The following is a 24781-nucleotide window of genomic DNA, read 5'->3' as shown; positions in this document are numbered from 1 at the left end:
GAACTCTTTCAATATAAAATATAGAATGGCTGAAGTAGTTAAAATGCCCAAAATGAGCGACACCATGACCGAAGGGGTGATGGCTAAGTGGCACAAAAAAGTTGGCGACAAAGTAAAAAGTGGTGATGTACTTGCTGAAGTGGAAACCGATAAGGCAACCATGGATCTGGAATCTTACTGGGATGGTGTAATGCTGTTTATTGGTGTAGAAGAAGGTAAAGCCGTTCCTGTAGATGCAGTGATTGCTGTTATAGGTAAAGAAGGAGAAGATTATAAAGCTGCTCTGGATGCTGAAGGTACTGCTGCTCCTGCAAAGGAAGAAACTCCTGCAGAAAAACCTGCTGAAGAAAAAGAAGCACCTAAGGCTGAAGCTGCCGGCGCAGCGTTAACAGATGCAGACCTGGAAAAAGCAGGTGTAACTGTTGTGCGTATGCCTTTGTTAAGTGATACCATGACTGAAGGCGTAATCGCTGAATGGCATAAAAAGGTAGGTGATAAAGTTAAAAATGATGATATCCTGGCTGACGTAGAAACCGATAAGGCAACTATGGAAGTAATGGGCTATGCAGACGGAACTTTACTGCACATTGGTGTAGAAAAAGGTGGCGCTGCAAAGGTTAATGGTATCATCGCGATTGTTGGTCCTGAAGGATTTGACATCAGCGGAATACTGAATCAGGGCGATGCTCCTGCAAAACCGGTTGCTGATAAAACTGCTGACGCTCCTGTTAAGGAAACGGCTGCTCCTGCTGCTGAACCACAGGCAGCAGAAAGTGCTGAGCCGGCTAATGCTGACGGCTCCCGCCTAAAAGCTTCTCCGCTTGCAAAAAAAATCGCAAAAGATAAAGGAATTGATCTTTCACAGGTTTCAGGTAGTGCTGATGGTGGACGTATCATCAAAAAAGATATTGAAAACTTCAAGCCTGCTCCTGCAAAAGCTACTGAAGGCAGTGCTGCTCCGGCAGAGAAAGCTGCCCCTGTTATGGCTGCATACATAGGCGAAGAAAAATATACAGAGAAACCGGTATCGCAAATGCGTAAGGTAATCGCAAAACGTCTATCTGAAAGCTTATTCACAGCACCACATTTCTATCTTACGATGAGTATTGATATGGATGCTGCTATAGCTGCACGTGCGAAGATGAATGACTTTTCTCCTGTGAAATTATCATTCAATGACCTGGTTGTAAAAGCAGTTGCTGTTGCCTTAAAACAACATCCAAATGTGAACTCTTCATGGAGAGGTGATGTGATCCGTTACAATGAGCATGTGAACATTGGTGTGGCAATTGCTGTAGAGGACGGTCTGCTTGTTCCTGTAGTGCGTTTTGCTGATGGTAAATCTTTATCACGTATTTCTGCAGAAGTGAAAGACTTCGCACAGCGTGCAAAAGCCAAAAAACTACAGCCGTCTGACTGGGAAGGGTCTACATTTACCGTCTCTAACTTAGGTATGTTTGGAATCGATGAATTCACTGCAATTATTAATACACCTGATTCCTGTATCCTTGCAATTGGAGGAATCTCACAGGTACCGGTTGTTAAAAATGGTGCTGTAGTTCCCGGAAATATAATGAAAGTTACACTGAGCTGTGATCACCGTACGGTTGACGGGGCGACGGGTGCTGCATTCCTGCAAACATTCAAAGCATTGATGGAAGAACCGGTAAGATTATTGGTTTAATAAACCTTAATATTTAAAAAGCTGCTTCGGCAGCTTTTTTTATGCCTTTTACTTTTTGTACTTTTGCAGCCATGTCGAATATTAAACCGTCCTTAGCTAAAGGAACCCGTGATTTTTCACCCCAGGAAATGGTGAAACGTAATTATATTTTTGATACCATTAAAAAGGTATTTAAGAAATACGGTTACGCAGAGATACAAACCCCTGCAATGGAAAATCTCTCCACTCTGACAGGCAAGTATGGTGATGAAGGAGACAAACTGATCTTTAAAATCCTGAATTCGGGCGATTACCTTTCCAAGGCCAATACCGCACATCTTTCTGCAATGAACTCTAATGCACTCATTTCGTCGATCAGTGAAAAGGCATTACGTTATGACCTGACCGTGCCCTTTGCACGTTACGTGGTCATGCACCAGAATGACATTGCCCTGCCTTTCAAGCGCTTTCAGGTTCAGCCGGTATGGCGTGCCGACCGTCCCCAGAAGGGAAGGTACCGCGAATTTTACCAGTGTGATGTAGATGTAGTGGGTTCTGAAAGTCTGTTGAATGAAGCCGAGTTTGTGCTGATCTACCAGGAGGCACTGAGCAACCTGGGCATGACAGATTTTACCATTAAGATCAATAACCGGAAGATTCTTTCCGGCATCGCAGAGATCATTGGCAAGCCGGAACTCATCGTGGATATGACCGTAGCGATTGATAAACTGGATAAAATTGGTTTTGAAGGAGTAACCAAAGAACTGATAGAAAGAGGTTTTACTGATCAGGATATTGACCAGTTAAAGCCGGTAATCTTACTGGAAGGAACTAACGAAGAGAAATTAAGCAGCCTGAAGGCAGTGCTGGCCGGTTCTTCAGTTGGACTAAAAGGTATTGAAGAGATTGAGACTGTCTTTTCCTATGTAAACGGATTGCTGTCTGCCAGTGCCCTTAAAAAACCTGATCTTGAACTTGACATTACCCTTGCACGCGGGTTAAACTATTATACAGGTTGTATCTTTGAAGTGAAAACCAATGAAGTGGCCATGGGAAGTATCTGTGGTGGCGGACGTTACGATGACCTGACCGGAATGTTCGGCCTGAAAGGGCTGACAGGCGTAGGGATCTCCTTCGGGGCAGACCGCATCTACGATGTTTTACAGGAATTAAAATTATTCCCGGAATCAGCTGCGGCAGGAACGAAGGTGCTGATCAGTAATTTTGACAGGGAAGCTGAATTATATGCGCTGCCCCTCTTACAGCAGTTAAGGGAGGCAGATGTTGCCGCTGAACTTTATCCTTCCTCAGCAAAGCTAAAAAAGCAAATGAGTTATGCTGATGACAAATCAATTCCATATGTGGTGCTGATTGGAAGCGACGAAATGCAGAGCGGGATACTTACACTAAAGAATATGCATTCAGGCGAACAGCAAAAGCTCTCACAGGAAGCTATTGTTGCTTTACTGAAACCGCAACAATAGCATATAAATGAAATACTGCCTAATTGGCCAGTATTTCATTGAGGAACATCATCATATGTTTCCATGACCTTTTGTCTGCAAGTGCATTGTAGGCAGCACCTTTTGAATTATCGTTCCCGGCTTCAGGCTCTGTAAATGCGTGTACGGCATTTGCATAATAGATCATTTGCCAGTCTGCTTTTGAAGTTCTCATCTCTTTCTGGAACGCCAGTATCTGCGGGATTGGCGCATATGGATCATCGGCCCCGTGCAGCACCAGCACCTTGGTGCTGATTGGCTTTATCGTGCGTGTGCTGTCCCTGTCCAGGCCAGCATGGAATGCAACTATACCTTTAACGGGAAAGTTCTCCCTTGCGGCTTCCAGCGCGCCTGTACCGCCAAAGCAATAACCAATGACCACTATCCGGGAAGCATCGGCCCCGGAGCTGATGAGTTCCTGCATAGCCAGTTTAATACGCTGGTGGTATGCTGTGATATTCTTCTTGTAATCGCCGGACTTCGCAGCTGCACTTTTTATGTCAGTGGGATAATTGCCCTCACCATAGATGTCCGCAACAAAAGCGTAATAGCCTGCTTTTGAAAGCTCTGCGGCAACTTTTTTCGAATGGGTGTCAACACCCATCCAGGCGGGCAGGATGAGTATCCCGGCTTTTTTCATTGTCCCTTTCGCAGGGGCAATAGAAAATCCGTTCAGTTTCTGATCGCCATCCAAGTAAGAGACCGGTTTGAGTTGGGCATAAGTGAGGGAAACAGTTAGCGTAAGAGCCATGGTATAAAGTGCTTTCATTTTATTTTTTTCTACGTATAACAATCTGCAATTTAAAATAGTTGCAACAAAGATATAGAATACATAAGATTGCTGAAAGGATATAGAAGTATAATGGCGGGGCTGTATCAAAACGTACAAAACAAAAAATAACCAATGTTGTTAAAACAGATAAAATCAATTGGTTATGAGAACACTCTGGAGAGGATCTATAGGATTCGGACTGGTAAATATTCCGGTAAAGTTATACTCAGCTGTTCAAAGCAGCCATCTGGACCTGGATATGCTGGATAGTAAGGACCATTCCAGGATCAAGTTTAAAAGGGTAAATGAAAACACGAATAAAGAAGTGCCCTATGATAAAATTGTAAAGGGATACCTCGTCGGCGGCCAATATGTGATCCTGGATGAGCATGATTTTGAGGATGCCAGTCCGGAAAAAACAAAGATGATTGAACTGGAAAACTTTGTGGATCTCGATGCTATCAATCCAATCTATTATGAAATCTCCTATTATGCAGAACCTGAAAAACAAGGCAAGAAGGCTTACGCATTGTTATTAAAGGCATTGATTAAATCTGGTAAGGCCGGAGTAGCAAGGTTCGTATTCAGAAATACGGAGAATTTGTGTGTGATCCATCCCCTCGGAGAAGTACTTGTGGTGACCAAAATACGCTTTCAGGAAGAGGTGCGGGGATATGAAGAACTTGAAGTGCCTGATATCAGTGCGGTGAGTAAAAAGGAACTGGATATGGGTCTGGCACTGATCAAACAATTTACTGCTGAATTTGACATTGAAAGTTTTAAGGATGAATATAGTAAAGACCTGTTAAAGATCATCAAAGCCAAGGCCAAAGGCAAAAGGGCTACGGTTAAAAAACTTAAACCCAGAGAAGACACCAGTGATGATTTGTATACGCAACTCATGCAAAGCCTGGACAAAAGAAAAGGGGCTTAGTAGGTTTTTCCGGCAAGGATACCTTCAATTCTGTCTAAAAGATCATCAATGTCAAACGGTTTTGACAGGAAGCCATTTGGCTTGAACTCCCCATGCTGTACATTGTCTGCCGTATATCTTGCAGAGATCATCAGGACGGGAATATAAGCTGTACTAGCATCGGATCTCAATGTTTTTAAAAGATCCCTGCCGTCACCATCCGGCAGCATAATATCTAAAATAATCAGATCTGGCTTGAATTGTTCGATATGGTTCATCATATCGGCACTTTTATTTAAGCCTGTCACCTTATAGGACTCGCTTTGAAGGATCAAAGTAATCACATCCAGAATGGCGTGATTATCTTCTATTACAAGTACATTTTTACAGGATGGTGGAAGTATGTCCAAAACAATAATAATTTGTCTACAAATATATTTATCTATATGGATTATGTTTAGTTATTTCAAAAATATTATAAACAAAAGACTTTCGCGGGATAAAAAAAGGGACTGAGGTCCCGTATTACATCTATACATAGAAATTAATAGTTGTGCTTTCAAACCTTTTGCATTATGGAATGTCTTATAAATAAGTTTTTAGGTTAGAAGGGGGTATAGTTGTGGCGACTATACCCTTTTATTTTGGCTGATAAGTGGTGATCTTCCTGGCCATGCCCTTAAACAACACCAGATGGAAGGGATACATGGCATACCAGTACATTCTTCCCCACAGACCGGATGGCCTGAAGGTAGCTACCTGTGACAGGTATGATTTTCCATGGAAACTGATAATTTTGAATTCGAGCCAGGCTTCTCCAGGAACTTTCATCTCCGCATACAACAACAGTCTCGTGTTTTTCCTGTCCACGAGAAGTACCCGCCAGAAGTCCAGTACATCGCCTGCACGAAGAGATGTATTGCTGGTACGGCCTCTCCTTGTTCCTACCCCTCCAAAGAGCTTGTCAAGGAAGCCCCGGAAGCTCCAGAGCCAGTCGAGATAATACCATCCCCTGGTACCACCGATTCCCCACACGTTTTCAAACACCTCCTCCGCTTTTCGCTCAAAGGGCATCTTCACTTTATATTCCAGTGTACCCTTTTGCGGCACTTTTACCTGATCCATAAATGACGTATCCAGGTAGCCCTTGTTCAGAGCATCTTTCCAGCTCGAAACAATGGAGTGCTGCTCAATCTTTTCAAATGCCAGTTTAAGCGTTTTCTTATAGCTGAAGCATGCTCTTGGTACAACGTCTTTGATCCGGTCATCTTTACAAACTACCTCATTTTTCATGCTGTCTACCAGACTGCGGGCCAACTGGTAGGGCACCGTTGTCACCAGGTTTAACCAAAGTGAGGATAGTCTCGGGGTAAGAACTGGTACAGTAAAGATCCATCGTTTTAGTCCCCGTGATGCCGCATACTGCAGCATCATCTCCTTGTACGTGAGAATGTCAGGACCACCGACGTCAAATGTCTCATTGAAGGCCTTCTCGTTCATCAATATTCCACTCAGATAACCCAGCACATCACGTATTCCGATAGGCTGGCATCTGGTATTCACCCATTTGGGGGCAACCATTACAGGCAGCTTTTCCGTGAGATCACGGATAATTTCAAAAGAGGCGCTTCCTGATCCGATGATGATCGCTGCGCGCAGAATGGTATAGGCTATTCCTGATTTCTTCAGTTCTTTTTCTACGGCCAGTCTTGAGCTGAGATGCCTGGAAAGATCATCATCATTGACAATTCCTGTAAGATAGATCAGCTGCCGGCAGGATGTTTGCTGGATTGCCTTTACAAAATGCATGGCCGATTCAAATTCCTGCTCAGAAAATCCACTGCCACCGGTAGACATCGAATGCACCAGGTAATAGGCAGCTTCGATATCTTCAGGTATACTTTTTAAGGTTTCCGGCTGCAGCAGGTCGCCGGTGATAATCTTAACCTGGTCTCCGAAATCAGATTCTTCTGCAAAACGGCGCTTATCCCGTACCATACAGATCACATCATGTCCCTGTTCAAGTAAAACAGGCAAAAGACGTGTTCCAATGTATCCATTTGCACCGGTTAGCAGTATCTTCATGTAATATGGGGTTTAAAGGTATCCGTGCGAACAACGGCTTTTAGTTCCTGTAATATGGTATACAGGCCAAAATTCGTTCTGTTTACATAAATAAAATGTTTTACGCCCCTTGCCTGTTTAAATTCAGGCATCTTAGCAATTTTTTCCCCGTAGGCATATAGTTGCGTAAAGAATTCAGGCTGGCTGAAATCAAAAGTTGTACTGAGATATGGTTTGGCAAAAAGCTGGATCATTTCCAGGTAAGCTTTATAATAAAATTCTATCTGCGCGGGTGTATCGGCGGTATGGATCATATCCAGTTTTCTAAAGGCAGCTATAGTTTTTTCCTTATCCTTCACCACATCAGAAGAGATGAGCGAAAAGAAAGGCACATAAAAATCATCCGGCATTTCTTTGATACAGCCGAAATCTATGACTCCCAGTTTCTCATCCGGGGTGATCATAAAATTACCGGGATGAGGATCTGCATGTACAGCCCTGAGCTCATGCTGCTGAAAGTTATAAAAATCCCACAGGGCCTGGCCAATCTTATTGCGCAGCTCCTGCGAAGGGTTGGTCTGAAGGAATTCTTTTAAATGAAGTCCGTCAATCCAGTCCATGGTAATAATCCTCTTGCCCGAAAGCTCAGGATAATAGGTTGGGAAAACTACGTTGTCCAGTACTTCACATGCCTGCGTAATTTCTATTGACCTGCGTACCTCAAGCTCGTAATCTGTTTCCTCCAGCAAACGCTCTTCTACTTCTTTGATATAGATGTTCAGTTCCTTTTCACTCATCCCCAGTAAACGAAAGGCAAAAGGTTTTACCAGTTTTAAATCCGAAGAAATACTATCGCCCACTCCGGGATACTGGATCTTCACCGCCAGTTTTTTTCCCTTTAGTTCCGCCTGGTGTACCTGGCCAATTGAGGCGGCATTGGTAGAGATGATATTGAATTTATCATAGATGGCTTCGGGTGTTTTTCCGAAATTCTTTGTAAATGTCCTGACGATCAGCGGGCCGGAAAGCGGCGGGGCATTGTACTGAGATTGTGTAAACTTGTCGACATATGATTTGGGAAGTATGTTTTTATCCATACTCAGCATCTGTGCAATCTTTAAGGCACTTCCTTTCAGCTCGCTCAGTGATTTATAGATATCTGTAGCATTGTCTTCATTCAGTTCATCCCTGCCTAAATCAGGATTAAAAAGCTTTTTAGAATAATGTTTAATATAGTTTCCGCCGATCTGGAATCCTGTTTTCACAAATTTGGCAGAGCGCTCTGCCTTGGTAACAGGAATACTGTTCTGTTCGTTCATCTGTTGTTATTTCCTCATTTTTTCTGTAAATCCGCCATTTCTGGACAGGAACTTCCCGTACTCCACTAAATTGTCCAGCGGGGAGCGCTGAAACAGGTCGAACGTTACATTGATGCCTTTTTCAATGGCTTCGTCCGTTTTTTCGAACCCGATACTATCATCATTTACCCAAAAATTGATAATAAAAGCAAACTGGATCCAGAGTGCATCCTTATATCTTTTGGTCAGGAATTTACGGTCGGCAAGTTCCCCGCTCTCCAGTCCCTCACTAATCAGCTCCTCCGCAAAATTTTCAAAGATGGGCTTTACACCTGACAGTACCGCCGGAGTGGCAAATTTGGCAGAATGCTGTCTGAGGCTGTAAACAATGAAGCTTCTCTGCCTTTTCAGCACCTCAACGTAACTGTAGAAAAATGAGAGCATCCTGTCGCGGGAGGAGTATTGGGCCCATACCTCCTGCTGACGTATGGTATCTAAGGTCTCTACAGTGAGATCGGCCCAGATGAGCTTCTCTATACTTTCAAAAGAGGCGTAGAACTGATAGAATTCAGCCTCCGGAATCTTTAATTTTTTTACGAAGCTGTAAACAGATTTTGGCTGTTCATCATGCGTGAGTACGTAATCGATATAACCGTTTTTTATTTGCTGAGCCGTTGTCATGTAATTTGTATGAGTTAAAGAATAAACCTAAAGGTCAGCACAGTTACTATGCCATAAGTAAAGATATATACGGCATTTATTGTTTTTGAGGTTTTATAAAGGCAATGTTACTTTAGAATTACACGAATCGCACATATTTTGTTACTTTTACAAACAATTGAAAAATAAACGCTTACATATTCACCAATTCTTTGCGGTCCTGATGCTTTGGGTATTTGCCATAGCACTTGTTCCATGGGGCACTCTTCACCATCATGCTGAAGAGGAGCCGAATTGCGCCAAATACGGTAAAATATGTATGCACAAGACGCATATCGGCAATGAGAGCCATAACTGTCTGATCTGTTCTGCTCATTTTGAAAAGGATTATTACACCAGCAGTACTTCCTTCCATGTTAAACTTACGGGTACAGTTTTTATCAGAACCTATGCGCTGAGCAGTGCCAGTTATACCGCTTTAAGAGGGTCTTCTCTTCGCGGTCCTCCTGTAGTCTAGTTATTCCCAAAACATTAATAACTGTGTGGGCTTTTGCTTACGCGGAATGGAATCATAATGTATTTCCAACAACAATGGATTTACAGGGCCAACTTATTTTACACATACACAAATGTCATAAGCTAAAATGATTTTGCATGGGCAGATGATACAACTGACCTGTACAGCATTCTTAGCCATAAATATATTCTATATGAAAAAGATACTTCTATTTTTAGTCGTACTGTTATCCGTTTTTATTTTTAGCCCCAGCTCTGCAGCCGAAATAACCGAATTCCGGGGCAGGATCACCGATGCACAAACACAATTACCGTTGCCGGGTGCGGCAATCTCCATTCCTGATCTGCGCACATCTGCGACCACGAATCAGAACGGGGAATTTGTAATAAAAAATGTGCCTGCCCGCGGACGGTTCCTCGTTCAGGTAAGTTATATAGGTTATAAAACCATCACACAATCTGTGGACCTTGCCAATCCGGCTGCCCTTAATTTTGCCTTACAGCCAAGTGTAATTGAAGGCAGGGAGGTGGTCATCACCGGCTCAGCATCAAGTTCCGACAACCGCAAGAACAGCACCTCGGTATCCTCAGTGAGCAAAGCTGATTTGCTGTATCACCCATCTACCAACCTGATTGATGCGATCTCCCGTGTTCCGGGAGTTTCCCAGGTCACTACAGGACCCGGTATCTCCAAACCGGTGATCCGCGGCTTAAGCTATAACCGTGTGGTTACCGTTAGTGACGGGGTAAAACAACAGGGACAACAATGGGGTGATGAACACGGTATCGAGATTGATCAGTACAGTGCCGACCATGTAGAGGTCTTAAAAGGACCTGCGAGTTTAATGTATGGTTCCGACGCCCTGGGCGGAGTAATCAATATCCTCGATGGCCTGCCTGCTCCTGACGGAACGATAAGAGGCGAGTTCCTGACCAACTACGCAACCAACAACGGGCTTACAGGAAGCTCACTGATGCTTCAGGGCAATGACAACGGGCTGATCTACAAAGTGCGCGGGTCATATAAAAATGCCTACTCCTATAAAACCCCTACTGAATTTGTTCCGAACTCAGGATTTAATGAAACTAACTTTGAAGGGCAGATCGGGCTGAACAAAAAATGGGGTTATGCGCATTTAGATGCGTCTAGTTTCCGTACAAACATTGGCTTTTATGAGCCTGTAAGAAATGATGCAGGACAACTGGTTGATGACGATGGGAATACCTTTACAGATGCCCAGAATAAAGACAGGACTTTGGCTTATCCTAAACAAGACGTTCGTCATTACAAGATTGCTATGAACAGTAATATCCTTTTGGGTGACGGCAGCTTAAAAGCAACACTTGGTTTTCAGCACAATCTCCGCAGAGAACTGGAAGGTCCCGGGGATGATGGGATTGCCTTGTTCCTGAACAGCTATACCTATAGTTATGACCTGAAATATTCATTTAAAGAAGTGAATGGCTGGGCGCCGGTATTGGGTGCCTCAGGCGAGTTTATGCACAGTTTAAATACTACTGGTGCTGAACAACTGATCCCCGATTATGACTCAAAGGCTTTCGGTGGATTTGCTTATATCAAGAAAACATGGGATAACGATACCTTCAACGCCGGAGTCCGTTTTGATTACCGGAAAATGACAGGTAAAGCATTTGATGGGGATGCGCAGTTCAATGCCTTCAGCAATAAGTTCTCACACGTAACAGGAGCCCTGGGGTACACCCATGAATTTAATGATGCATTTAGCTTTAAGGCCAATGCCGGAAGTGCTTTCCGGGCACCGAATATTGCTGAGTTATCTGCAAACGGCGTGCATGAAGGCGCTTACCGTTACGAGGTAGGTAACCCGGATTTAAAGCCGGAGCAAAGTTATCAGGCCGATGCTTCGTTTGAATACCAGAACCAGTATGTGAGCACAAGCCTGGGGGCGTTTGCCAATATCATCAATAACTATATCTACTATAGCACCAGCGGTCAGAATATCACAGTGGATGACAGGGATTACCCTGTATACAATTTTGTTCAGGATGATGCATTCCTGCGCGGAATAGAAGCGACCTTAACCCTGCACCCCGTTAGTCTCATCCATTTTGAAAATAGCTTTTCTTATACCAGGGCTACAAACCGCACTACAAAAGAGTCACTTCCGTTTACTCCTGCCGCTTCCTTACGCAATGAACTGCGTTTCGAACCGAAGATTGCAGGAACATCACATTCCTATATTTCTGTTGGGATAGATAATTTCTGGAGACAAAGCAAGATTGATAGTTTTGAGACACCTACAGCAGGTTATACCCTGTTAAATGCTGCCATCGGCACTACGCTGAAACTCAGTAAAAACCAGGTCATCACTGTGTATGCTGCGGGTAAGAACCTACTGGATAAAGCATACTATGATCACCTGAGCCGCTTTAAACCAGGCAGGCTGAGTGACGAGGACCCTACACTTGGAATCTATAACATGGGCCGTAACATCACCTTTGGCGTGAATATTCCTTTTACGCTAAAAAAATAAGCTGGCCTACAAGGCAAAAGCCCCGCCTTTTTTTAAAGGACGGGGCTTTGTTTTACCGGCTTTTTTGCCCGGGCAGGTGTTCGCCATAAATAGGGAATTGTTGTAAATAATCTGTAGTTTTAGAACTTTCATCAGCCTATGGTTGTTTCATAGGGGAAAATCAAACAATATGTTCAGAAAACTTTTTGCGTCATCCATCCTGCTATTCTGTCTGTCGCTGTCTGCATTTGCACAAAAGACAGATACCCTCTCTATCACCCTTGAAAATATTAAATATCCCTATCCGGTAAAGTATTTTCCTATCCATACTGAAGGACAGGATATCCGGATGGCCTACATGGATGTGGCACCAGCACAAAATGCAAATGGAAGAACTGTGGTCCTTTTTCATGGAAAGAACTTTGGCGGATATTACTGGACAAATGTGATCAGGGCTTTAACAGGCAGGGGATTCAGGGTGATAGTTCCCGATCAGATAGGATTTGGTAAATCATCAAAAGCGTATATACATTATAGTTTTCACCAGATGGCCCGCTGGAATAAAGCGCTGTTAGATACGCTGGGTATTCAAAAAGCGAATATCCTCGGACATTCCATGGGTGGCATGCTGGCAACAAGATTTGCCCTGATGTATCCTCAGAACACCGAAAAGTTATTACTGGAAGATCCTATAGGACTGGAGGATTACCGTCAGTTTGTTCCTTATGCAACTACTGAAGAGCAATACAAAACAGAGCTTAAAGCTACGGCCGAAAGTATAAAGAGATATTATCAGAGTTCTTATTTCACGGCCTGGAAACCTGAGTACGACGAGCTGGTAAGGATTGGTGCCGGCGTTACCTATAGTGCTGATTTTCCGCGTTACGCAAAGGTAGCGGCAATGACTTTTACCATGATCTACGAGCAGCCTGTTGTCTACGAATTTCAGAACATTACTGTGCCTACCGTTCTTTTTATCGGTAAGGATGATAAGACCGTTGTCGGCAAAGGATTGTTAAGCCCTGAAGAGCAGGGTGCTCACGGACAGTATAAATTCCTGGGCAAACAGACAGCAGCCAAAATACCTAAAGCTAAACTGATAGAATTTGATGGCTGTGGACATATTCCGCATCTGGAAGTGCCCACGGAGTTTATCGTTGCTTTATTGGGAGGCCTTTAAAAAGGGGTTATGCGCAGGATCCTGTAGAAAAGTATCTGCAAGCATCTGGTAAAGCTCCGGATGCTTGTCTTTGAACTGCTCCGGATTTTCGAAGAAGTACTCAGACACTACAGCAAGGAATTCCGCTTCATTTGTTATTGCATAAGGATTGATGTCAGATTTGCCGCGCTCAATCCTGCTGATCTCCTGATGGATCATTTTTACCCATGGAATGATATATTGATGCGGCATCAGGTTTTCAGGAATACCATCTGTGGCACCATCAGATTTATCCAGCAGGTGAACAAACTCATGTATCGCGGTATTTTCCTTACCTGCCGAGACGGAAAATCCTTCACGTAATGCAGAAAGAGACAGGATCATCTGTCCGTTCATATATCCCGTTCCTACCATGCCCAGGATATTTCGCTCTCCGCCTTCGAATTGGAAATCTTTGTTAAAAGTATCCGGGTACAGCAATACACTACCCAGATTCTGATACTTCCAGTGCTCAAATCCGAAAACCGGAATAATTGCACTGGAAGCCACCAGCAGTCTGTCCAGCGGCGCAGGGGTAATCCCGACACCTTCAATATGTACATCACTAAGGAAATCATTCAGCAGCGCTTCAAACTTTCGCCTTCCGCCTGCGTCCAGTTTCTGGTAATAGGCAACATGCGTTAAAAGCAGTTGCCTGTCCGGCTCCGTTAAACCCTCCGCTGTAATTTGCTTTGGCTTTGGTTTTCTGAAAATAAAATACAGGGCAACTACAAATGCCGCAATTAAAATATAATATGGGGTCATGATCAGGCTTCCAGGATCTCAAGCTGCGCAAGCACCTGCGCCTGTGTTACAGGAAATGGCTTATCGTTAACGAGCGACTGGTAAAGGTCTTCAAAAAGCGATAGGTAGGTAGCACTGTCCGACGGAACCAGTTCCTGGGTCCTTTCCCCGTTGTTATCGATCAGGGTTAGCTTTCCTTCCTTGCCGCGGGCTTCTATTCCAAAGCCTGAATCGTTAGGTTTAATGCCTTTTAGCAATTGTTCTTCCTGAATATCTGCACGTTCCTTAATAAAACTTCCTTTCTCTCCGTGCAGCACAAATGCAGGCAGTGGATCAACAACCAGCATGCTGGCATGGACAAATACATTCACACTGTCCGGATAGCTTAAATGGATAGAGAAGTAATCGTCAACTTTGGTACCCTGTCTGTTCTTTCCCAGGATCTTATGAAAAGAATCAGGTTTACCGAAAAGGCTGATTGCCTGGTCAAGTAAATGGGGCCCAAGGTCATATTGCAGCCCGGTAGCGGGTACAAGTTCTTCTTTGAAACTTTTTACGCCAATGCTGGCTTTATAGCGGTCATATCTGAAATGTACTTCTGAAAGTTTGCCCAGTTTTCCGCTCTCTACAATCTTTTTAACGGCATTAAAGTCGCTGTCCCACCTGCGGCTCTGAAAAACAAATACCTTTTTACCAAGTGTTTCGGCCAGTTCAAATATCTCTGCTGCTTCGGCCGCATTGGCTGCAAATGGTTTTTCTACCAGGATATGTTTACCCGCATGCAATGCCTTTTTCGCATGTTCATAGTGCAGGTAGTTTGGTGTATTCACTACGATCAGGTCGATATTCTCATCAGCGATCAGGTCATCAGTACTGTCGTAGCTAATAATTCCGGGGAAGTCTTTTTCGGCATTTTTTTCATGCCGTTCAGTAACTGCATATAGTTTGAAGCCCTGGTGTGCGTCAATAAAAGGACCCTGGAATAATTTACCCGACATTCCATAGGCCAATAGCCCTGTTGATATTACTGTACTCATTCGCGTTTCTGTTTTAATGGTTAAAAGTAATGAATCTGAAAACTTAAGTGTCAATTATATTGTCATAAACTTTCCTTTTAATTTTATCTTTGCATATGAAGCCAGCAGAAATAAATGCGAAATGGAAGGTTCTGCAGCAAAAGATTGCGCAGGAATTTGATTCAGATATACCCGATTTGAAGGTAATGTTATTTTTAATAGGTGTTCAGGAACTGGGTAAGGGGCCGGGTAAATACAGTAAGCGCCAGAAAGAGGAACTCATGCATATTGCCACCTGCCGTTTGTTAAGCGAAATGGGCTTTTATGAACTGGAAGGTTTAGACCAGGACGGATGGCCGCACTGGAAACTGCTTAAACCCGTTCCCTCCTTTGCCATGATGGAGCAGGAATTGCTTTTAAAATCACTTACGATCAGTTATTTCGAAGACATCTATCAATAACATCGGAGATATCCAACAAAAAACCCGGAGTACAACAGTACTCCGGGTTTTTCAATTCCATAGGTAGATGATTTATATTAGTTCGCTTGCGCTGCGGCTTCTTTTTTAAGCTGATCATTTGCAGTGATCACCACTTCAACCCTGCGGTTAGCTGCTCTTCCTGCGTCTGTAGCGTTATCTGCAATCGGTTCAGAGAAACCTTTACCCAATGTGGTTAAACGGAATGACGGTACACCTTGTGCAACAGCGTATGCTTTTACAGCAGCAGCTCTTTTTTCGGATAAGCTCAGGTTATAACTTTCAGTTCCTTTATTGTCAGTATGACCAATCACCCTGATCTCTGTATTTGGATATTCGTTGATGGAATTGGCAAGTGACTTTACATTGTCTTTGGCCTGTGCTTTTAAATTGGCACTGTCAAAATCAAAAAGGATACCACTGTCAAATTTCACAATGATTCCTTCACCCTCACGTACAACCTCGGCATTTGGAATCGTATTTTGAATTTCTGCAGCTTGCTTATCCATTCTTTTTCCGATAAATCCACCAGCGGTACCGCCCACGGCGCCACCTATAATAGCTCCAACAGCAGTGTTACCAGCTTTCTTCCCAATAATAGCACCCAGAACACCACCTGCGGCAGCGCCAATTCCAGCTCCTTTTTGAGTTTTTGTTAAACTATCGCAGCCCTGGAATCCCATGGCAGCTATTGATAGCGCAATGCTGAACGTAGCTATTTTAAATCTTGAAGTAATCATAGTATAATTTATTTGTTTAATGTTTGCTTTAAAACAAAGGTAATGCCAAGTATAAGTTTTGTTGAATTTATTGTATCAACACAAGAATATTGCATTAATCCCCTGCATATTTGTCAGGGTACCCCCTTAAAATTTTTTTCATTGACTACAATTGTGTACAATTTATCCGCACAGTCCTGTAATTTTATTGCGAAAAATAGGCTTCCAGTTCTTCAAGGGTATTTTCATTGGTATAAAAATCTTTAATGACCCTGCCTTTTTCAAATAAGATGATCCTGTCACACACATCTGTGACGTGGTTGAGGTCATGGCTGGAGATCAGCGTTGTCAGGCCTGGTGATTTCAGCAGCTTTAAGTGCGCCTTCAGCCTGATTTGAGTAGTAGGATCAAGATTTGCAAAAGGCTCGTCCAGCACCAGCAGTTCGGGCTGTTGCATCAGTGCTGCTGTAATACCAACCTTATTTTGATTCCCCTTTGAAAAATCCCTGATATATTTCCCTCTTTCAAGGATCTCAGCATTAAAGAACTCTTCATATGTACGCAGAAAATCCATCACTTCCGTCACTCCCATCTGGTGCAGGCTGCCAATGAATATGAAATATTCTTCCGGCGTGAGATAGTCTATCAGAAAACCTTCATCAAGATAAGATGCAGTATATTTCTTCCACCGATCGCTGTCCGCCACGTTATGCCCTTTTGACAATATCTCTCCTGCATCTGGCCTGATGAGGTCCAGCAGCATTCTGAACAGCGTTGTTTTGCCTGCACCGTTGTTCCCGATCAGGCCAACAGTTTCGCCATTATTGATCGTCAGCTGTTCAATGTCCACCACGGTGATCCCGGCATATATTTTTTTAAGCTTGTTTATTTCTATGATCATGATCGTTCTCTAAAGCCTTCGGCAATTTTGTGTTTTCTTTTATTGAATTCTCTGACCAGAAAGCCCGTCCAGAAGCTGCGGGTTGCCAGTCCTGCAAGACCAGGGACCGTGATTCCTGCGAGCCCCCAGTAGGGGCCGATCAGCGAAAGTGGGAGATAGATAATAAAAGGGGATAACAAGACAGGCAGTGAGAGTAGCATAGTTGATGCACTGATGCCTTCCCAGTTGAACCGCGCCCCTTTGCTGATGTCTATATATTTGTAGTTCCTTGTAGCAAAATACAACACAATGACGGTACTTACCCCAATGTTATAGATGCAGGCGGCAAGGTGTACTGCGAGGATCTTCCAGCTGAGGAAACCATAAAAGCTGGTTAAGGCCGTCAGCAGGCATGCCGATACGCCCAACAGGATGAATTTTGCCCGGAAGAGATCCCTGATGCTTACCTGATTGGCCAGCATGCCGTCAAATTCTGCGGCCTGCCATCCGAACATGAACTGTCCGTAAATCAGTATCGTATTGCCGGTCATGAAGACCGCGGGGAAGAGCATTTTTCCAAACTGGTTGCTAACGATCAGGTCCTGCTTATAAAAGAGAAAGCCATAGAAAAGCAGGATCAGGCCTTTGGTCACCGTAGCATGCGGACGTTTGTTGCGCAGGATCAGCTTAATTTCCAGCGCTGCCAGTGTCCCTGCTGCTCCATACCGGTCAAGAAAGGGATAATCTGTGCTTGATTTTCTTTCTTCACCTGCTGTTAGTTCTTCTATATAGAGGTTATTCTTCAGGTACCTGTCGTTCAGGGCGAAAATGGCCAGCGCGAGTACGGGGAAAAAGAATCCGGCGCCGGGATGGATGGCTATAAAACTGAATACCCTGTCCGAAAACGCCGCAATGGAAAAGATCTTCAGGTATTCCAGCCCGGCCACAAGGGCCAGCAATAGCACTGCAGGGATAACAACCTTTATATTTTCTGCAGAAATTCTTTTGAAGTACAATGCACCGTAGTTATTGAACATCACCAGCGAAAATATAGCAAGCAAATACATTCCGCAGGCAAAATTCCCATATTCCGGCCCTATATTCCTAAAGCAGAAGGGAAAAAAGATGATCAGCGGAAAGACATTGATGACAGAGATCAGCGACCGTATATGCAGGAAATTGACCAGTTTTCGTTTCTGGATATTCAAATGAAGATAGGGGGTAATGGCAAGCGTGGGCAATTCCTGTATCTGCAGGCGGACAATAAAATCGATCGAAAAGTAGTACAGGATCATGCCGTTGAACACAAGGAAAACATCCTGTCCGGGCATGAACTTATCAATCAGGTCTTCCAGGATAAAGCCCACCAGAAAACATACACCGATGAGGTAAACGGCAAAAAGGCCCATGATCACCTGTGCAGCAATGGTTGCACCCTTGTTTCTGGATCTCCAGAAACCTGTCCATTGGTGATGTAAAAATGTTGAGAACATGATTAATAATTGTATTTGTCTTTCCAGTTCTGTTTAAGCTTTTCCCTCAGCTTTTCTTCCGCCGGATTTTTTCCGGGGTCGTATAGTTTGGTTCCGCTGATCAGGTCTGGCAGGTATTCCTGCGCTGCGAAGTTACCTTCATACCCATGGGAGTATTTATAGTCTTTCCCATAACCGATATTTTTCATCAGTTTGGTAGGGGCATTCCTGATATGTAAGGGTACGGGCAGGTTTCCGGTTTGTTTGACCAGCTGCTGCGCCTTGCTGATCGCTTCATATGAGGCATTGCTCTTTGCTGATGATGCCAGGTAAGTAACGGCCTGGGAAAGGATGATCCTGGCCTCGGGATAACCGATCACGTTGACAGCCTGAAAGCAGTTGTTTGCCAGTAACAAAGCATTAGGGTTCGCATTGCCGATATCTTCAGAAGCGAGGATCAGCAGACGGCGGGCAATGAACAGAGGGTCTTCACCACCTTCTATCATCCTTGCCAGCCAGTAAACAGCGGCATTTGGATCACTTCCCCTGATCGATTTGATAAAGGCAGAAATGATATCGTAATGCTGTTCACCCGCTTTATCATATAGCGCAAGATTTTGCTGGGCATGTTCAAGTACATTTTCGTTTGTCAGCACGATGGTCTTACCACCTATCCCGTTTACGGCGATCTCCAGTACGTTCAACAATTTCCTGGCGTCGCCGCCGGATAAGCGGATCAGTGCTTCGTGGTCCTGTATGGTGATCTTCTTTTCTTTCAGCAGCACATCTTCGTGAATCGCAGTATGCAGGAGGCCGGAGAGCTCATCCTCGTCCAGAGACTTCAGGATGTAAACCTGGCAGCGGGAAAGCAATGCGGAGATGACTTCAAAAGATGGATTTTCGGTAGTTGCGCCGATCAGCGTGACCAGTCCGCGTTCTACTGCGCCCAGCAAGCTATCCTGCTGCGACTTACTAAAACGGTGGATCTCATCAATAAACAGGATTGGCAGGCCCATCAGGCTGTCTTTCAGCAGGGCTGCTTTATCGATTACCTCACGGATATCTTTTACGCCGGAGTTAATGGCGCTTAAATTAAAAAATGGGCGGTCCAGGGCCTGGGAAATAATAAAGGCTAACGTAGTTTTACCAACTCCCGGAGGACCCCAGAAGATCATAGATGGTAGCTGACCGCTTTGTATGGCCTTACGCAATACGGCGTCCGGTCCTACCAGGTGTTTCTGGCCAACATACTCATCCAGATTGTGCGGACGCATACGTTCTGCTAATGGAGGTAGGTTTTGCATAACAGTAAAGATAAAAAAAACAGGAGCAAATTTTGTTACCCCTGTTCGATGTTATTCTGATTTAGGCGCACCGCCTGCAGCCTTTGGTTTCTTTTTCCAGAATTTGCGCTGGGGCTGTTTTCTGTGTTCCGGTCTGCGTTCGCCTGAAGGGGCTGTTTCGCCCTCTACAGGGGCTTCTCCCAAATGTTCCGGCAGAGGCATCCTGTCAATCTTTTTATCGATCAGCTTCTCTATATTGGCAAATTTGCGTTTGTCCTTATCGTTTACTAACGTGATTGCTGTTCCTGTAGTAGCTGCCCTTGCGGTACGTCCAATCCTGTGGATATAATCCTCCGGATCATGCGGCACATCAAAATTGATGACCAGGGAAATCCCTTCCACGTCAATCCCTCTTGACAATACATCCGTCCCGATCAGGACCGGGACGCGTTTGTTTTTAAATTCAGACAAAATCCCTTCCCGTTCTTTCTGATCGAGATCTGAATGGAAAGCCTCGGCCTTAAAGCCCAGCCCGCGGAATACCTTTCCAAGGTTCTTCACTTTTTCCTTTGTAGAGGCAAAGATCAGGATACTCGGGTATTCCACATTTTTCATCAGTTCGGTCAGCAGCTTTACCTTTTGCATATCATGCACGATATATGCCTGTTGGTTGATACCTGCGGCAGGTTTTGAGATGGCAATACTGATCTGTTCAGGATCATGCAGCAGGCTGCCAGCCAGTTTTCTTATTTTTGGCGGCATGGTAGCCGAGAAAAGTACCGTCTGACGTTTTTCCGGAAGGAAACTTACAATCCGCATGATATCGTCATAAAAGCCCATATCCAGCATTCTGTCAGCTTCATCCAGCACCAGGTGTTGCAGCTGGTCCAGCTTCAGTAATCCTGATGAAAGGTGGGAGATCAGCCTGCCCGGTGTGGCAATGATAATATCAACGCCTTCGCGCATGCTGCGTTTCTGCTGTTCGTAAGCAATGCCATCGCCACCGCCATAAACAGTCAAAGAACTGATATTGGTGAAATAGGATAGCGCTTCTACCTGCAGGTCTATCTGTTGTGCAAGTTCACGTGTGGGGGCAAGGATGAGTGTATTGTTATGGCGGTTCTCCGTCTGGCTGATCATATTCATGACCGGCAGCAGATAGGCTCCTGTTTTACCTGTACCCGTTTGGGCGCAGGCTATTAAGTCTTTTTTCGCAAGGATGAGTGGAATTGCTTCCTGTTGTATAGGAGTTGCATTTCTGAAACCCATCGCTAATAAACCCTCTAAAAGATCGGGGTTAAAATTAAAATCTTTAAAATCCAATATACCTGTATGTTATTCGTAATTATACTCTATAAAAGTAGCCATTTTTTATGAGTAATTGTTTTTTTTATCATGATTACCAAGCTTTTGCCATCCAGGGGCCTATTTAGCCTTGTCGGCATAACCAAACACCTTTTGTAATAAAGTTGAAGAGCGTGCGCCGAGGTTATTTCTGATGGTCAGCTCTTCCTGTGCAACCTGTATGAACATTCCGTCAATAGCTTTTTGTGTGGCATAATCAGAAAGGTCTGTATTGACATCGGTTACCATCGGGAGTTTGTTATACTGGCTGGTGGCTGTACCCCAATATTTCGTTGCACCTACTTTGTCCAGGCTGGCCGAAATTACGGGCCTGAACTTTTCCATCAGCTGTGATGTAGTGGTCTTTTTAAAATATTCAGTAGCCGAATTCTGGTTTCCCAGCAAAATATTTGATGCATCTGTAATGGTCATTTGTTTGATCGCAGAGATAAAGATCGGTTTTGCCTCTTTTGCCGCATCTTCCGCTGCGCGGTTCATGCTGGTAATCACATTGTCTGCAAGCGATCCTAAACCAAGGCTCCGTAGTGTTTTTTCCACTTTCTGGGCTTCAGGTGGAAAAAGAATTTTCACGGCCATATTCCCTAAATAGCCATCTTTTGCCGAAAGCAGGTCGGCGCCCCTGGATGTACCTATTTCGAGTGCCTCTTTTATTCCCGTTCCAATTTCCAGTGCTGTAGGTTTGGCTGTGGTAGAAGAAGAAGTCGTGCTGGTTGTGGTAGTCGTTGTTCCGGCTTTCTTTGTAGTAGTAACTTTTTTAAAGAGCGCCCCTAATTTGGACTGGCCCTGAACATTAGAATTAAGTAATACCACTGTAGAAAAAGCGACGGACAATAATTTTATCTGATTCATTCAGTTATATATAATAATATTCAATATTAAGCAAATCTCTGGCCATTTGTGTAAACTTTCATAATTTCCACTGTTGAGTCAGAAAATATTTTTATACTTGAAAAGAATTTTCCTCAATCTATATCTTGAAATTTATAAAGAATACAGCCGGAATTAAAGATCAGGACGATGCCGCTCTTCTTGCCCAGTACAAAAGTACCGGAAGCCTGGACGTGCTCGGCGTGCTTTATAATCGTTACATGCACCTGGTGTATGGTGTCTGTCTGTCTTATTTTAAAGACGAAGAGGCAAGTAAAGACGCAGTGATGCAGATTTTTGAGGAACTGGTCCTGAAGCTGAGGCTCCATGAAATACAGAACTTTAAAAGCTGGCTGCACGTACTGACAAGGAACCATTGTTTAATGGTGCTGCGTAAGCAATCCAGGCATGACATCGTATCTATTGAAGATGGTTTTGTGGAAAATGCAGAATTTGTGCATCTTGATATTGAAGATGTTAAAGAGAAACAGCTTACTATCATGGAAAAATGTATGGATACTTTGCCGCTGGAACAGAAGCTGAGCGTAGAGCTGTTTTATTTGCAGGAAAAGTGTTATAAAGACGTAGCCGGGATCACCGGTTATGATATACTCAAAGTAAAGAGTTATATTCAAAACGGAAAACGGAATTTAAAAATTTGTATAGAAAAGAACAGCAGTGAATAACGATTGGTTAGATATAGAATTACTGGAAGATTACCTGGATGGTAAGCTTGACAGCAAAGCTATGCACCGTATTGAGAAGCAGGCCCTGGAAGATCCTTTTGTTGCCCAGGCCCTCGCAGGATTGACGGCCTCTCCAAAAAGGGCTTCGCAAAATGTCTCGCTGCTGCAAAAGCAGCTCTATGAACGTATAGGACAGCAACAGGTTGTAAAAAAACAAAGTGTCTACACCTGGCAGCGCCTGAGTATAGCCGCTGCTGCTGCCGTCATGTTCATTTCAGTGAGCATCATTTTCTTCATGCGCGAAGAGGAACACCGCGCTGAACTGGCTAGAATAAAAAACAGACCTAAAAATATAGAAGTGAACATAGCCCCTTCACCTGTTGCGATAGATTCTGCCAGGGGAGATGCCTATGCCGCAAATGTCACTGAAAAGGCTGCCGGACCTGTTGGCCTGGGGATGATTAGCCCCAGAAGGAAGATGGAGGATAAGCCCCTATCTATGGCTGCTGATCTTGATGCTGAGATCCAAACCGCCCAGACAGATACTGCAGCCGCAGAATCCCCCGTCGCTGCTAGTAAAGTGACTGCAAGAATAGCTTCTGTGCTGCCGGTTGCATCTGCTCCGGTTGGCGGATGGGCCAACCTGGATAGCTATATGGCAGATCACAACAAACTGACTAAAGAAAATAAGGCTGGCAAGTTTGTAGAACTCAGCTTCCTCATCGACAGTGAAGGAAATCCTTCAGATATCAAAGTGGAGAAAGGCGCTTCCCGGGAATTTGACGATGAAGCTGTACGGCTCATCAAAGAAGGCCCGAAATGGGAACACCCAAAAACAGCTGATACCAGGGTAAATTATACCGTGTCTTTCTAAAAGGATAATTCAGGTTCAAAAGGGTTTTTTCTGAGTTTAAAACTTTATCCACGGGATCATCCCAGCCCACCCAGTTGTCAAGCTCCCGTGCTAACCCAGGCCCATTTGGAGACGGATACGGGCACATGAATGTTTACACCGCTGTTGTTCCATTTAAATTCATGCTAAGCGGTATGCTATTGATACCCCGCTATAGGCATCATGCATTGGATAACCTTTTTCAGCGAAGCCAGAAAATCTTCATCAGCCGGGTAATGAGAAATCTGCAAGCCAGTCAAAACAATCTGTAAAAGAATATTAGTTTATGAAAAACAAATGTATAATACTGTAAATCACAGCCGCCAGTGTAGCAGAAACAGGGATAGTTAATACCCATGCCCATAACAGGTTTACAGTCACGCCCCATCTCACTGCTGAAACCCGCTTTAAAAGCCCAACCCCAACAATAGAACCTGTGATGGTATGCGTAGTAGATACCGGAATACCAAAGTGTTCGGTTAATCCGAGTGTTACGGCACCTGCAGTCTCCGCGGCTACACCCTCAAAGGCATTTACCTTAGTGATCTTTGATCCCATTGTTTTAACGATCTTCCATCCACCGCTCATGGTGCCTAAAGAGATTGCTGCATAACAGGAAATAGGAATCCATTCCGGCATGGCATCCCCGGTTTTCAATACCTTGGAGGCTACCATGGCCACGTATATAATTCCCATTACTTTCTGCGCGTCATTTCCACCGTGTGTGAAACTCAGTGCTGCAGACGAAACAAGCTGTAGTTTCTTAAACCATTTCTCCGCGACCGATGGCCTGGCATTTTTGGAAAGATGGAGCAGGATAATAGAGATGATCACCGAAATGAACATACCGATTACCGGTGCAAGTACAATAAAGGCAATTACCTTCAGGATCGGCGCAAAGTTAATGGCGGCCATTACACTGGCACCCATTGAGGCTGCCTTTGCCATGCCGGCTCCTGCGAACCCACCAAGCAGTGTATGTGAAGAGCTGGATGGAATACCGTACCACCAGGTAAACAGGTTCCATAGGATAGCTGCTACCAGACCAGCAAGGATCACCTCCAGGGTGATGTATTCTTCCAGTACTGTTTTAGCAATTGTATTGGCAACTTTATGATCTGTAAAATAAAAGTATGCGGCAAAGTTAAAAAGAGCGGCCCAGAGTACAGCCTGAAAAGGCGTAAGGACCTTTGTGGAAACGACTGTAGCGATGGAGTTGGCCGCATCGTGAAAACCATTGATATAGTCGAAACCAATAGCCAGAATTATTACAACAACCAATAAGGTAGTTACCATT

At 44.2% G+C, this 24781-nt stretch carries 23 protein-coding genes; 9 read left to right on the top strand and 14 right to left on the bottom strand.

What is annotated here, in order from left to right; genetic code table 11:
• Positions 1 to 25: 25 nt before the first annotated feature.
• Both BLW16_RS05465 and hisS read left to right on the top strand, forming a co-directional pair.
• Entirely contained in the window at positions 26 to 1684 is a 1659-nt protein-coding gene (locus tag BLW16_RS05465) for a pyruvate dehydrogenase complex dihydrolipoamide acetyltransferase (protein WP_090555552.1), read from the top strand.
• A gap of 71 nt (positions 1685 to 1755) precedes the next feature.
• Entirely contained in the window at positions 1756 to 3147 is a 1392-nt protein-coding gene (hisS, locus tag BLW16_RS05460; protein WP_090555677.1) for a histidine--tRNA ligase, read from the top strand.
• A 19-nt stretch (positions 3148 to 3166) separates the two neighbouring features.
• On the opposite strand, the gene BLW16_RS05455 is transcribed toward hisS, so the two are convergent.
• Positions 3167 to 3934, bottom strand: coding sequence for a dienelactone hydrolase family protein (locus BLW16_RS05455; protein ID WP_090555676.1), 768 nt, complete (start codon positions 3932 to 3934; stop codon positions 3167 to 3169).
• Between the two features lie 166 nt (positions 3935 to 4100).
• Here BLW16_RS05455 and ku point away from each other — a divergent pair, with 166 nt between their 5' ends.
• Complete coding sequence (gene ku, locus BLW16_RS05450) at positions 4101 to 4871, top strand: non-homologous end joining protein Ku (RefSeq protein ID WP_090555551.1); 771 nt, start codon at positions 4101 to 4103, stop codon at positions 4869 to 4871.
• On the opposite strand, the gene BLW16_RS05445 is transcribed toward ku, so the two are convergent.
• The 4 genes from BLW16_RS05445 to BLW16_RS05430 form a co-directional block, all read right to left on the bottom strand.
• Positions 4868 to 5260: a response regulator transcription factor gene (locus BLW16_RS05445; RefSeq protein WP_090555550.1), complete on the bottom strand. Its 393-nt coding sequence runs from the start codon at positions 5258 to 5260 to the stop codon at positions 4868 to 4870. The two genes, ku and BLW16_RS05445, sit on opposite strands and share 4 nt — an antisense overlap.
• A gap of 229 nt (positions 5261 to 5489) precedes the next feature.
• Positions 5490 to 6935: an SDR family oxidoreductase gene (locus BLW16_RS05440; RefSeq protein WP_090555549.1), complete on the bottom strand. Its 1446-nt coding sequence runs from the start codon at positions 6933 to 6935 to the stop codon at positions 5490 to 5492.
• Complete coding sequence (locus tag BLW16_RS05435; RefSeq protein ID WP_090555548.1) at positions 6932 to 8233, bottom strand: ABC1 kinase family protein; 1302 nt, start codon at positions 8231 to 8233, stop codon at positions 6932 to 6934. Before BLW16_RS05435 ends, BLW16_RS05440 begins: the two co-directional genes overlap by 4 nt.
• A 6-nt stretch (positions 8234 to 8239) precedes the next feature.
• Positions 8240 to 8893 carry a TetR family transcriptional regulator C-terminal domain-containing protein gene (locus tag BLW16_RS05430; RefSeq protein ID WP_090555547.1) on the bottom strand — a complete coding sequence of 218 codons (654 nt, stop codon included), beginning with the start codon at positions 8891 to 8893 and terminating at the stop codon, positions 8240 to 8242.
• A gap of 157 nt (positions 8894 to 9050) precedes the next feature.
• Between BLW16_RS05430 and BLW16_RS22940 the strand changes: the two genes are divergently transcribed.
• From BLW16_RS22940 to BLW16_RS05415, 3 genes are all read left to right on the top strand, one after another.
• The gene (locus tag BLW16_RS22940) at positions 9051 to 9389 is read left to right on the top strand and encodes a hypothetical protein (RefSeq protein WP_139298260.1); all 339 of its coding nucleotides are present in this window, start codon (positions 9051 to 9053) and stop codon (positions 9387 to 9389) included.
• A 193-nt stretch (positions 9390 to 9582) separates the two neighbouring features.
• Positions 9583 to 11904, top strand: a complete 2322-nt coding sequence (locus BLW16_RS05420; RefSeq protein WP_090555675.1) for a TonB-dependent receptor — start codon at positions 9583 to 9585, stop codon at positions 11902 to 11904.
• Positions 11905 to 12073: 169 nt separating this feature from the next.
• Positions 12074 to 13063 (top strand): alpha/beta fold hydrolase, encoded by a 990-nt coding sequence (locus BLW16_RS05415; RefSeq protein WP_090555545.1) that lies wholly within the window; start codon positions 12074 to 12076, stop codon positions 13061 to 13063.
• On the opposite strand, the gene BLW16_RS05410 is transcribed toward BLW16_RS05415, so the two are convergent.
• The gene (locus tag BLW16_RS05410; RefSeq protein WP_090555544.1) at positions 13046 to 13846 is read right to left on the bottom strand and encodes a M90 family metallopeptidase; all 801 of its coding nucleotides are present in this window, start codon (positions 13844 to 13846) and stop codon (positions 13046 to 13048) included. The two genes, BLW16_RS05415 and BLW16_RS05410, sit on opposite strands and share 18 nt — an antisense overlap.
• Positions 13847 to 13848: 2 nt before the next feature.
• Complete coding sequence (locus BLW16_RS05405; protein ID WP_090555543.1) at positions 13849 to 14862, bottom strand: Gfo/Idh/MocA family oxidoreductase; 1014 nt, start codon at positions 14860 to 14862, stop codon at positions 13849 to 13851.
• Positions 14863 to 14957: 95 nt separating this feature from the next.
• Between BLW16_RS05405 and BLW16_RS05400 the strand changes: the two genes are divergently transcribed.
• Entirely contained in the window at positions 14958 to 15302 is a 345-nt protein-coding gene (locus BLW16_RS05400) for a hypothetical protein (protein WP_090555542.1), read from the top strand.
• Between the two features lie 77 nt (positions 15303 to 15379).
• Here the strand turns inward: BLW16_RS05400 and BLW16_RS05395 are convergent, their stop codons facing one another.
• The 6 genes from BLW16_RS05395 to BLW16_RS05370 form a co-directional block, all read right to left on the bottom strand.
• A complete protein-coding gene (locus BLW16_RS05395) occupies positions 15380 to 16060 on the bottom strand; it encodes a YiaD family glycine zipper/OmpA-like lipoprotein (RefSeq protein WP_090555541.1) in 681 nt (226 codons plus the stop codon).
• A 184-nt stretch (positions 16061 to 16244) separates the two neighbouring features.
• Positions 16245 to 16940, bottom strand: a complete 696-nt coding sequence (locus BLW16_RS05390; RefSeq protein ID WP_090555540.1) for an ABC transporter ATP-binding protein — start codon at positions 16938 to 16940, stop codon at positions 16245 to 16247.
• Positions 16937 to 18412, bottom strand: coding sequence for a DUF5687 family protein (locus BLW16_RS05385; protein ID WP_090555539.1), 1476 nt, complete (start codon positions 18410 to 18412; stop codon positions 16937 to 16939). The genes BLW16_RS05390 and BLW16_RS05385 overlap by 4 nt, the downstream gene beginning before the upstream one ends.
• Positions 18413 to 18414: 2 nt before the next feature.
• On the bottom strand, positions 18415 to 19695 hold the full coding sequence (locus BLW16_RS05380) for a replication-associated recombination protein A (protein WP_090555538.1): 1281 nt from the start codon (positions 19693 to 19695) through the stop codon (positions 18415 to 18417).
• A gap of 51 nt (positions 19696 to 19746) precedes the next feature.
• A complete protein-coding gene (locus BLW16_RS05375) occupies positions 19747 to 20997 on the bottom strand; it encodes a DEAD/DEAH box helicase (protein ID WP_175470482.1) in 1251 nt (416 codons plus the stop codon).
• Between the two features lie 102 nt (positions 20998 to 21099).
• Positions 21100 to 21888 (bottom strand): DUF4197 domain-containing protein, encoded by a 789-nt coding sequence (locus tag BLW16_RS05370; protein WP_090555537.1) that lies wholly within the window; start codon positions 21886 to 21888, stop codon positions 21100 to 21102.
• 125 nt (positions 21889 to 22013) lie between these two features.
• Here BLW16_RS05370 and BLW16_RS05365 point away from each other — a divergent pair, with 125 nt between their 5' ends.
• Positions 22014 to 22592 (top strand): RNA polymerase sigma factor, encoded by a 579-nt coding sequence (locus BLW16_RS05365; RefSeq protein WP_090555536.1) that lies wholly within the window; start codon positions 22014 to 22016, stop codon positions 22590 to 22592.
• A complete protein-coding gene (locus BLW16_RS05360) occupies positions 22585 to 23466 on the top strand; it encodes an energy transducer TonB (protein ID WP_090555535.1) in 882 nt (293 codons plus the stop codon). The genes BLW16_RS05365 and BLW16_RS05360 overlap by 8 nt, the downstream gene beginning before the upstream one ends.
• Positions 23467 to 23763: 297 nt before the next feature.
• Here BLW16_RS05360 and BLW16_RS05355 read toward each other — a convergent pair whose 3' ends face one another.
• Complete coding sequence (locus BLW16_RS05355; RefSeq protein ID WP_090555534.1) at positions 23764 to 24780, bottom strand: inorganic phosphate transporter; 1017 nt, start codon at positions 24778 to 24780, stop codon at positions 23764 to 23766.
• Between the last annotated feature and the right edge of the window lies 1 nt (position 24781).

Origin of the sequence: Pedobacter hartonius (assembly GCF_900107535.1) — a bacterium.
Taxonomy (GTDB): domain Bacteria; phylum Bacteroidota; class Bacteroidia; order Sphingobacteriales; family Sphingobacteriaceae; genus Pedobacter; species Pedobacter hartonius.
Note: the sequence above shows the minus strand (reverse complement) of the source record. Positions and strands in the feature narration are given on the sequence as shown.

What these genes read in the sequence shown, in the direction of transcription:
- BLW16_RS05440 (WP_090555549.1), bottom strand. Translation starts at nt 6,935, where the DNA reads ATGAAGATACTGCTAACCGGTGCAAATGGATACATTGGAACACGTCTT.
- ku (WP_090555551.1), top strand. Translation starts at nt 4,101, where the DNA reads ATGAGAACACTCTGGAGAGGATCTATAGGATTCGGACTGGTAAATATT.
- BLW16_RS05380 (WP_090555538.1), bottom strand. Translation starts at nt 19,695, where the DNA reads ATGCAAAACCTACCTCCATTAGCAGAACGTATGCGTCCGCACAATCTG.
- BLW16_RS05385 (WP_090555539.1), bottom strand. Translation starts at nt 18,412, where the DNA reads ATGTTCTCAACATTTTTACATCACCAATGGACAGGTTTCTGGAGATCC.
- BLW16_RS05420 (WP_090555675.1), top strand. Translation starts at nt 9,583, where the DNA reads ATGAAAAAGATACTTCTATTTTTAGTCGTACTGTTATCCGTTTTTATT.
- BLW16_RS05430 (WP_090555547.1), bottom strand. Translation starts at nt 8,893, where the DNA reads ATGACAACGGCTCAGCAAATAAAAAACGGTTATATCGATTACGTACTC.
- BLW16_RS05405 (WP_090555543.1), bottom strand. Translation starts at nt 14,862, where the DNA reads ATGAGTACAGTAATATCAACAGGGCTATTGGCCTATGGAATGTCGGGT.
- BLW16_RS05435 (WP_090555548.1), bottom strand. Translation starts at nt 8,233, where the DNA reads ATGAACGAACAGAACAGTATTCCTGTTACCAAGGCAGAGCGCTCTGCC.
- BLW16_RS05390 (WP_090555540.1), bottom strand. Translation starts at nt 16,940, where the DNA reads ATGATCATAGAAATAAACAAGCTTAAAAAAATATATGCCGGGATCACC.
- BLW16_RS05370 (WP_090555537.1), bottom strand. Translation starts at nt 21,888, where the DNA reads ATGAATCAGATAAAATTATTGTCCGTCGCTTTTTCTACAGTGGTATTA.
- BLW16_RS05410 (WP_090555544.1), bottom strand. Translation starts at nt 13,846, where the DNA reads ATGACCCCATATTATATTTTAATTGCGGCATTTGTAGTTGCCCTGTAT.
- BLW16_RS05415 (WP_090555545.1), top strand. Translation starts at nt 12,074, where the DNA reads ATGTTCAGAAAACTTTTTGCGTCATCCATCCTGCTATTCTGTCTGTCG.
- BLW16_RS05400 (WP_090555542.1), top strand. Translation starts at nt 14,958, where the DNA reads ATGAAGCCAGCAGAAATAAATGCGAAATGGAAGGTTCTGCAGCAAAAG.
- BLW16_RS05355 (WP_090555534.1), bottom strand. Translation starts at nt 24,780, where the DNA reads ATGGTAACTACCTTATTGGTTGTTGTAATAATTCTGGCTATTGGTTTC.
- BLW16_RS05395 (WP_090555541.1), bottom strand. Translation starts at nt 16,060, where the DNA reads ATGATTACTTCAAGATTTAAAATAGCTACGTTCAGCATTGCGCTATCA.
- hisS (WP_090555677.1), top strand. Translation starts at nt 1,756, where the DNA reads ATGTCGAATATTAAACCGTCCTTAGCTAAAGGAACCCGTGATTTTTCA.
- BLW16_RS05455 (WP_090555676.1), bottom strand. Translation starts at nt 3,934, where the DNA reads ATGAAAGCACTTTATACCATGGCTCTTACGCTAACTGTTTCCCTCACT.
- BLW16_RS05465 (WP_090555552.1), top strand. Translation starts at nt 26, where the DNA reads ATGGCTGAAGTAGTTAAAATGCCCAAAATGAGCGACACCATGACCGAA.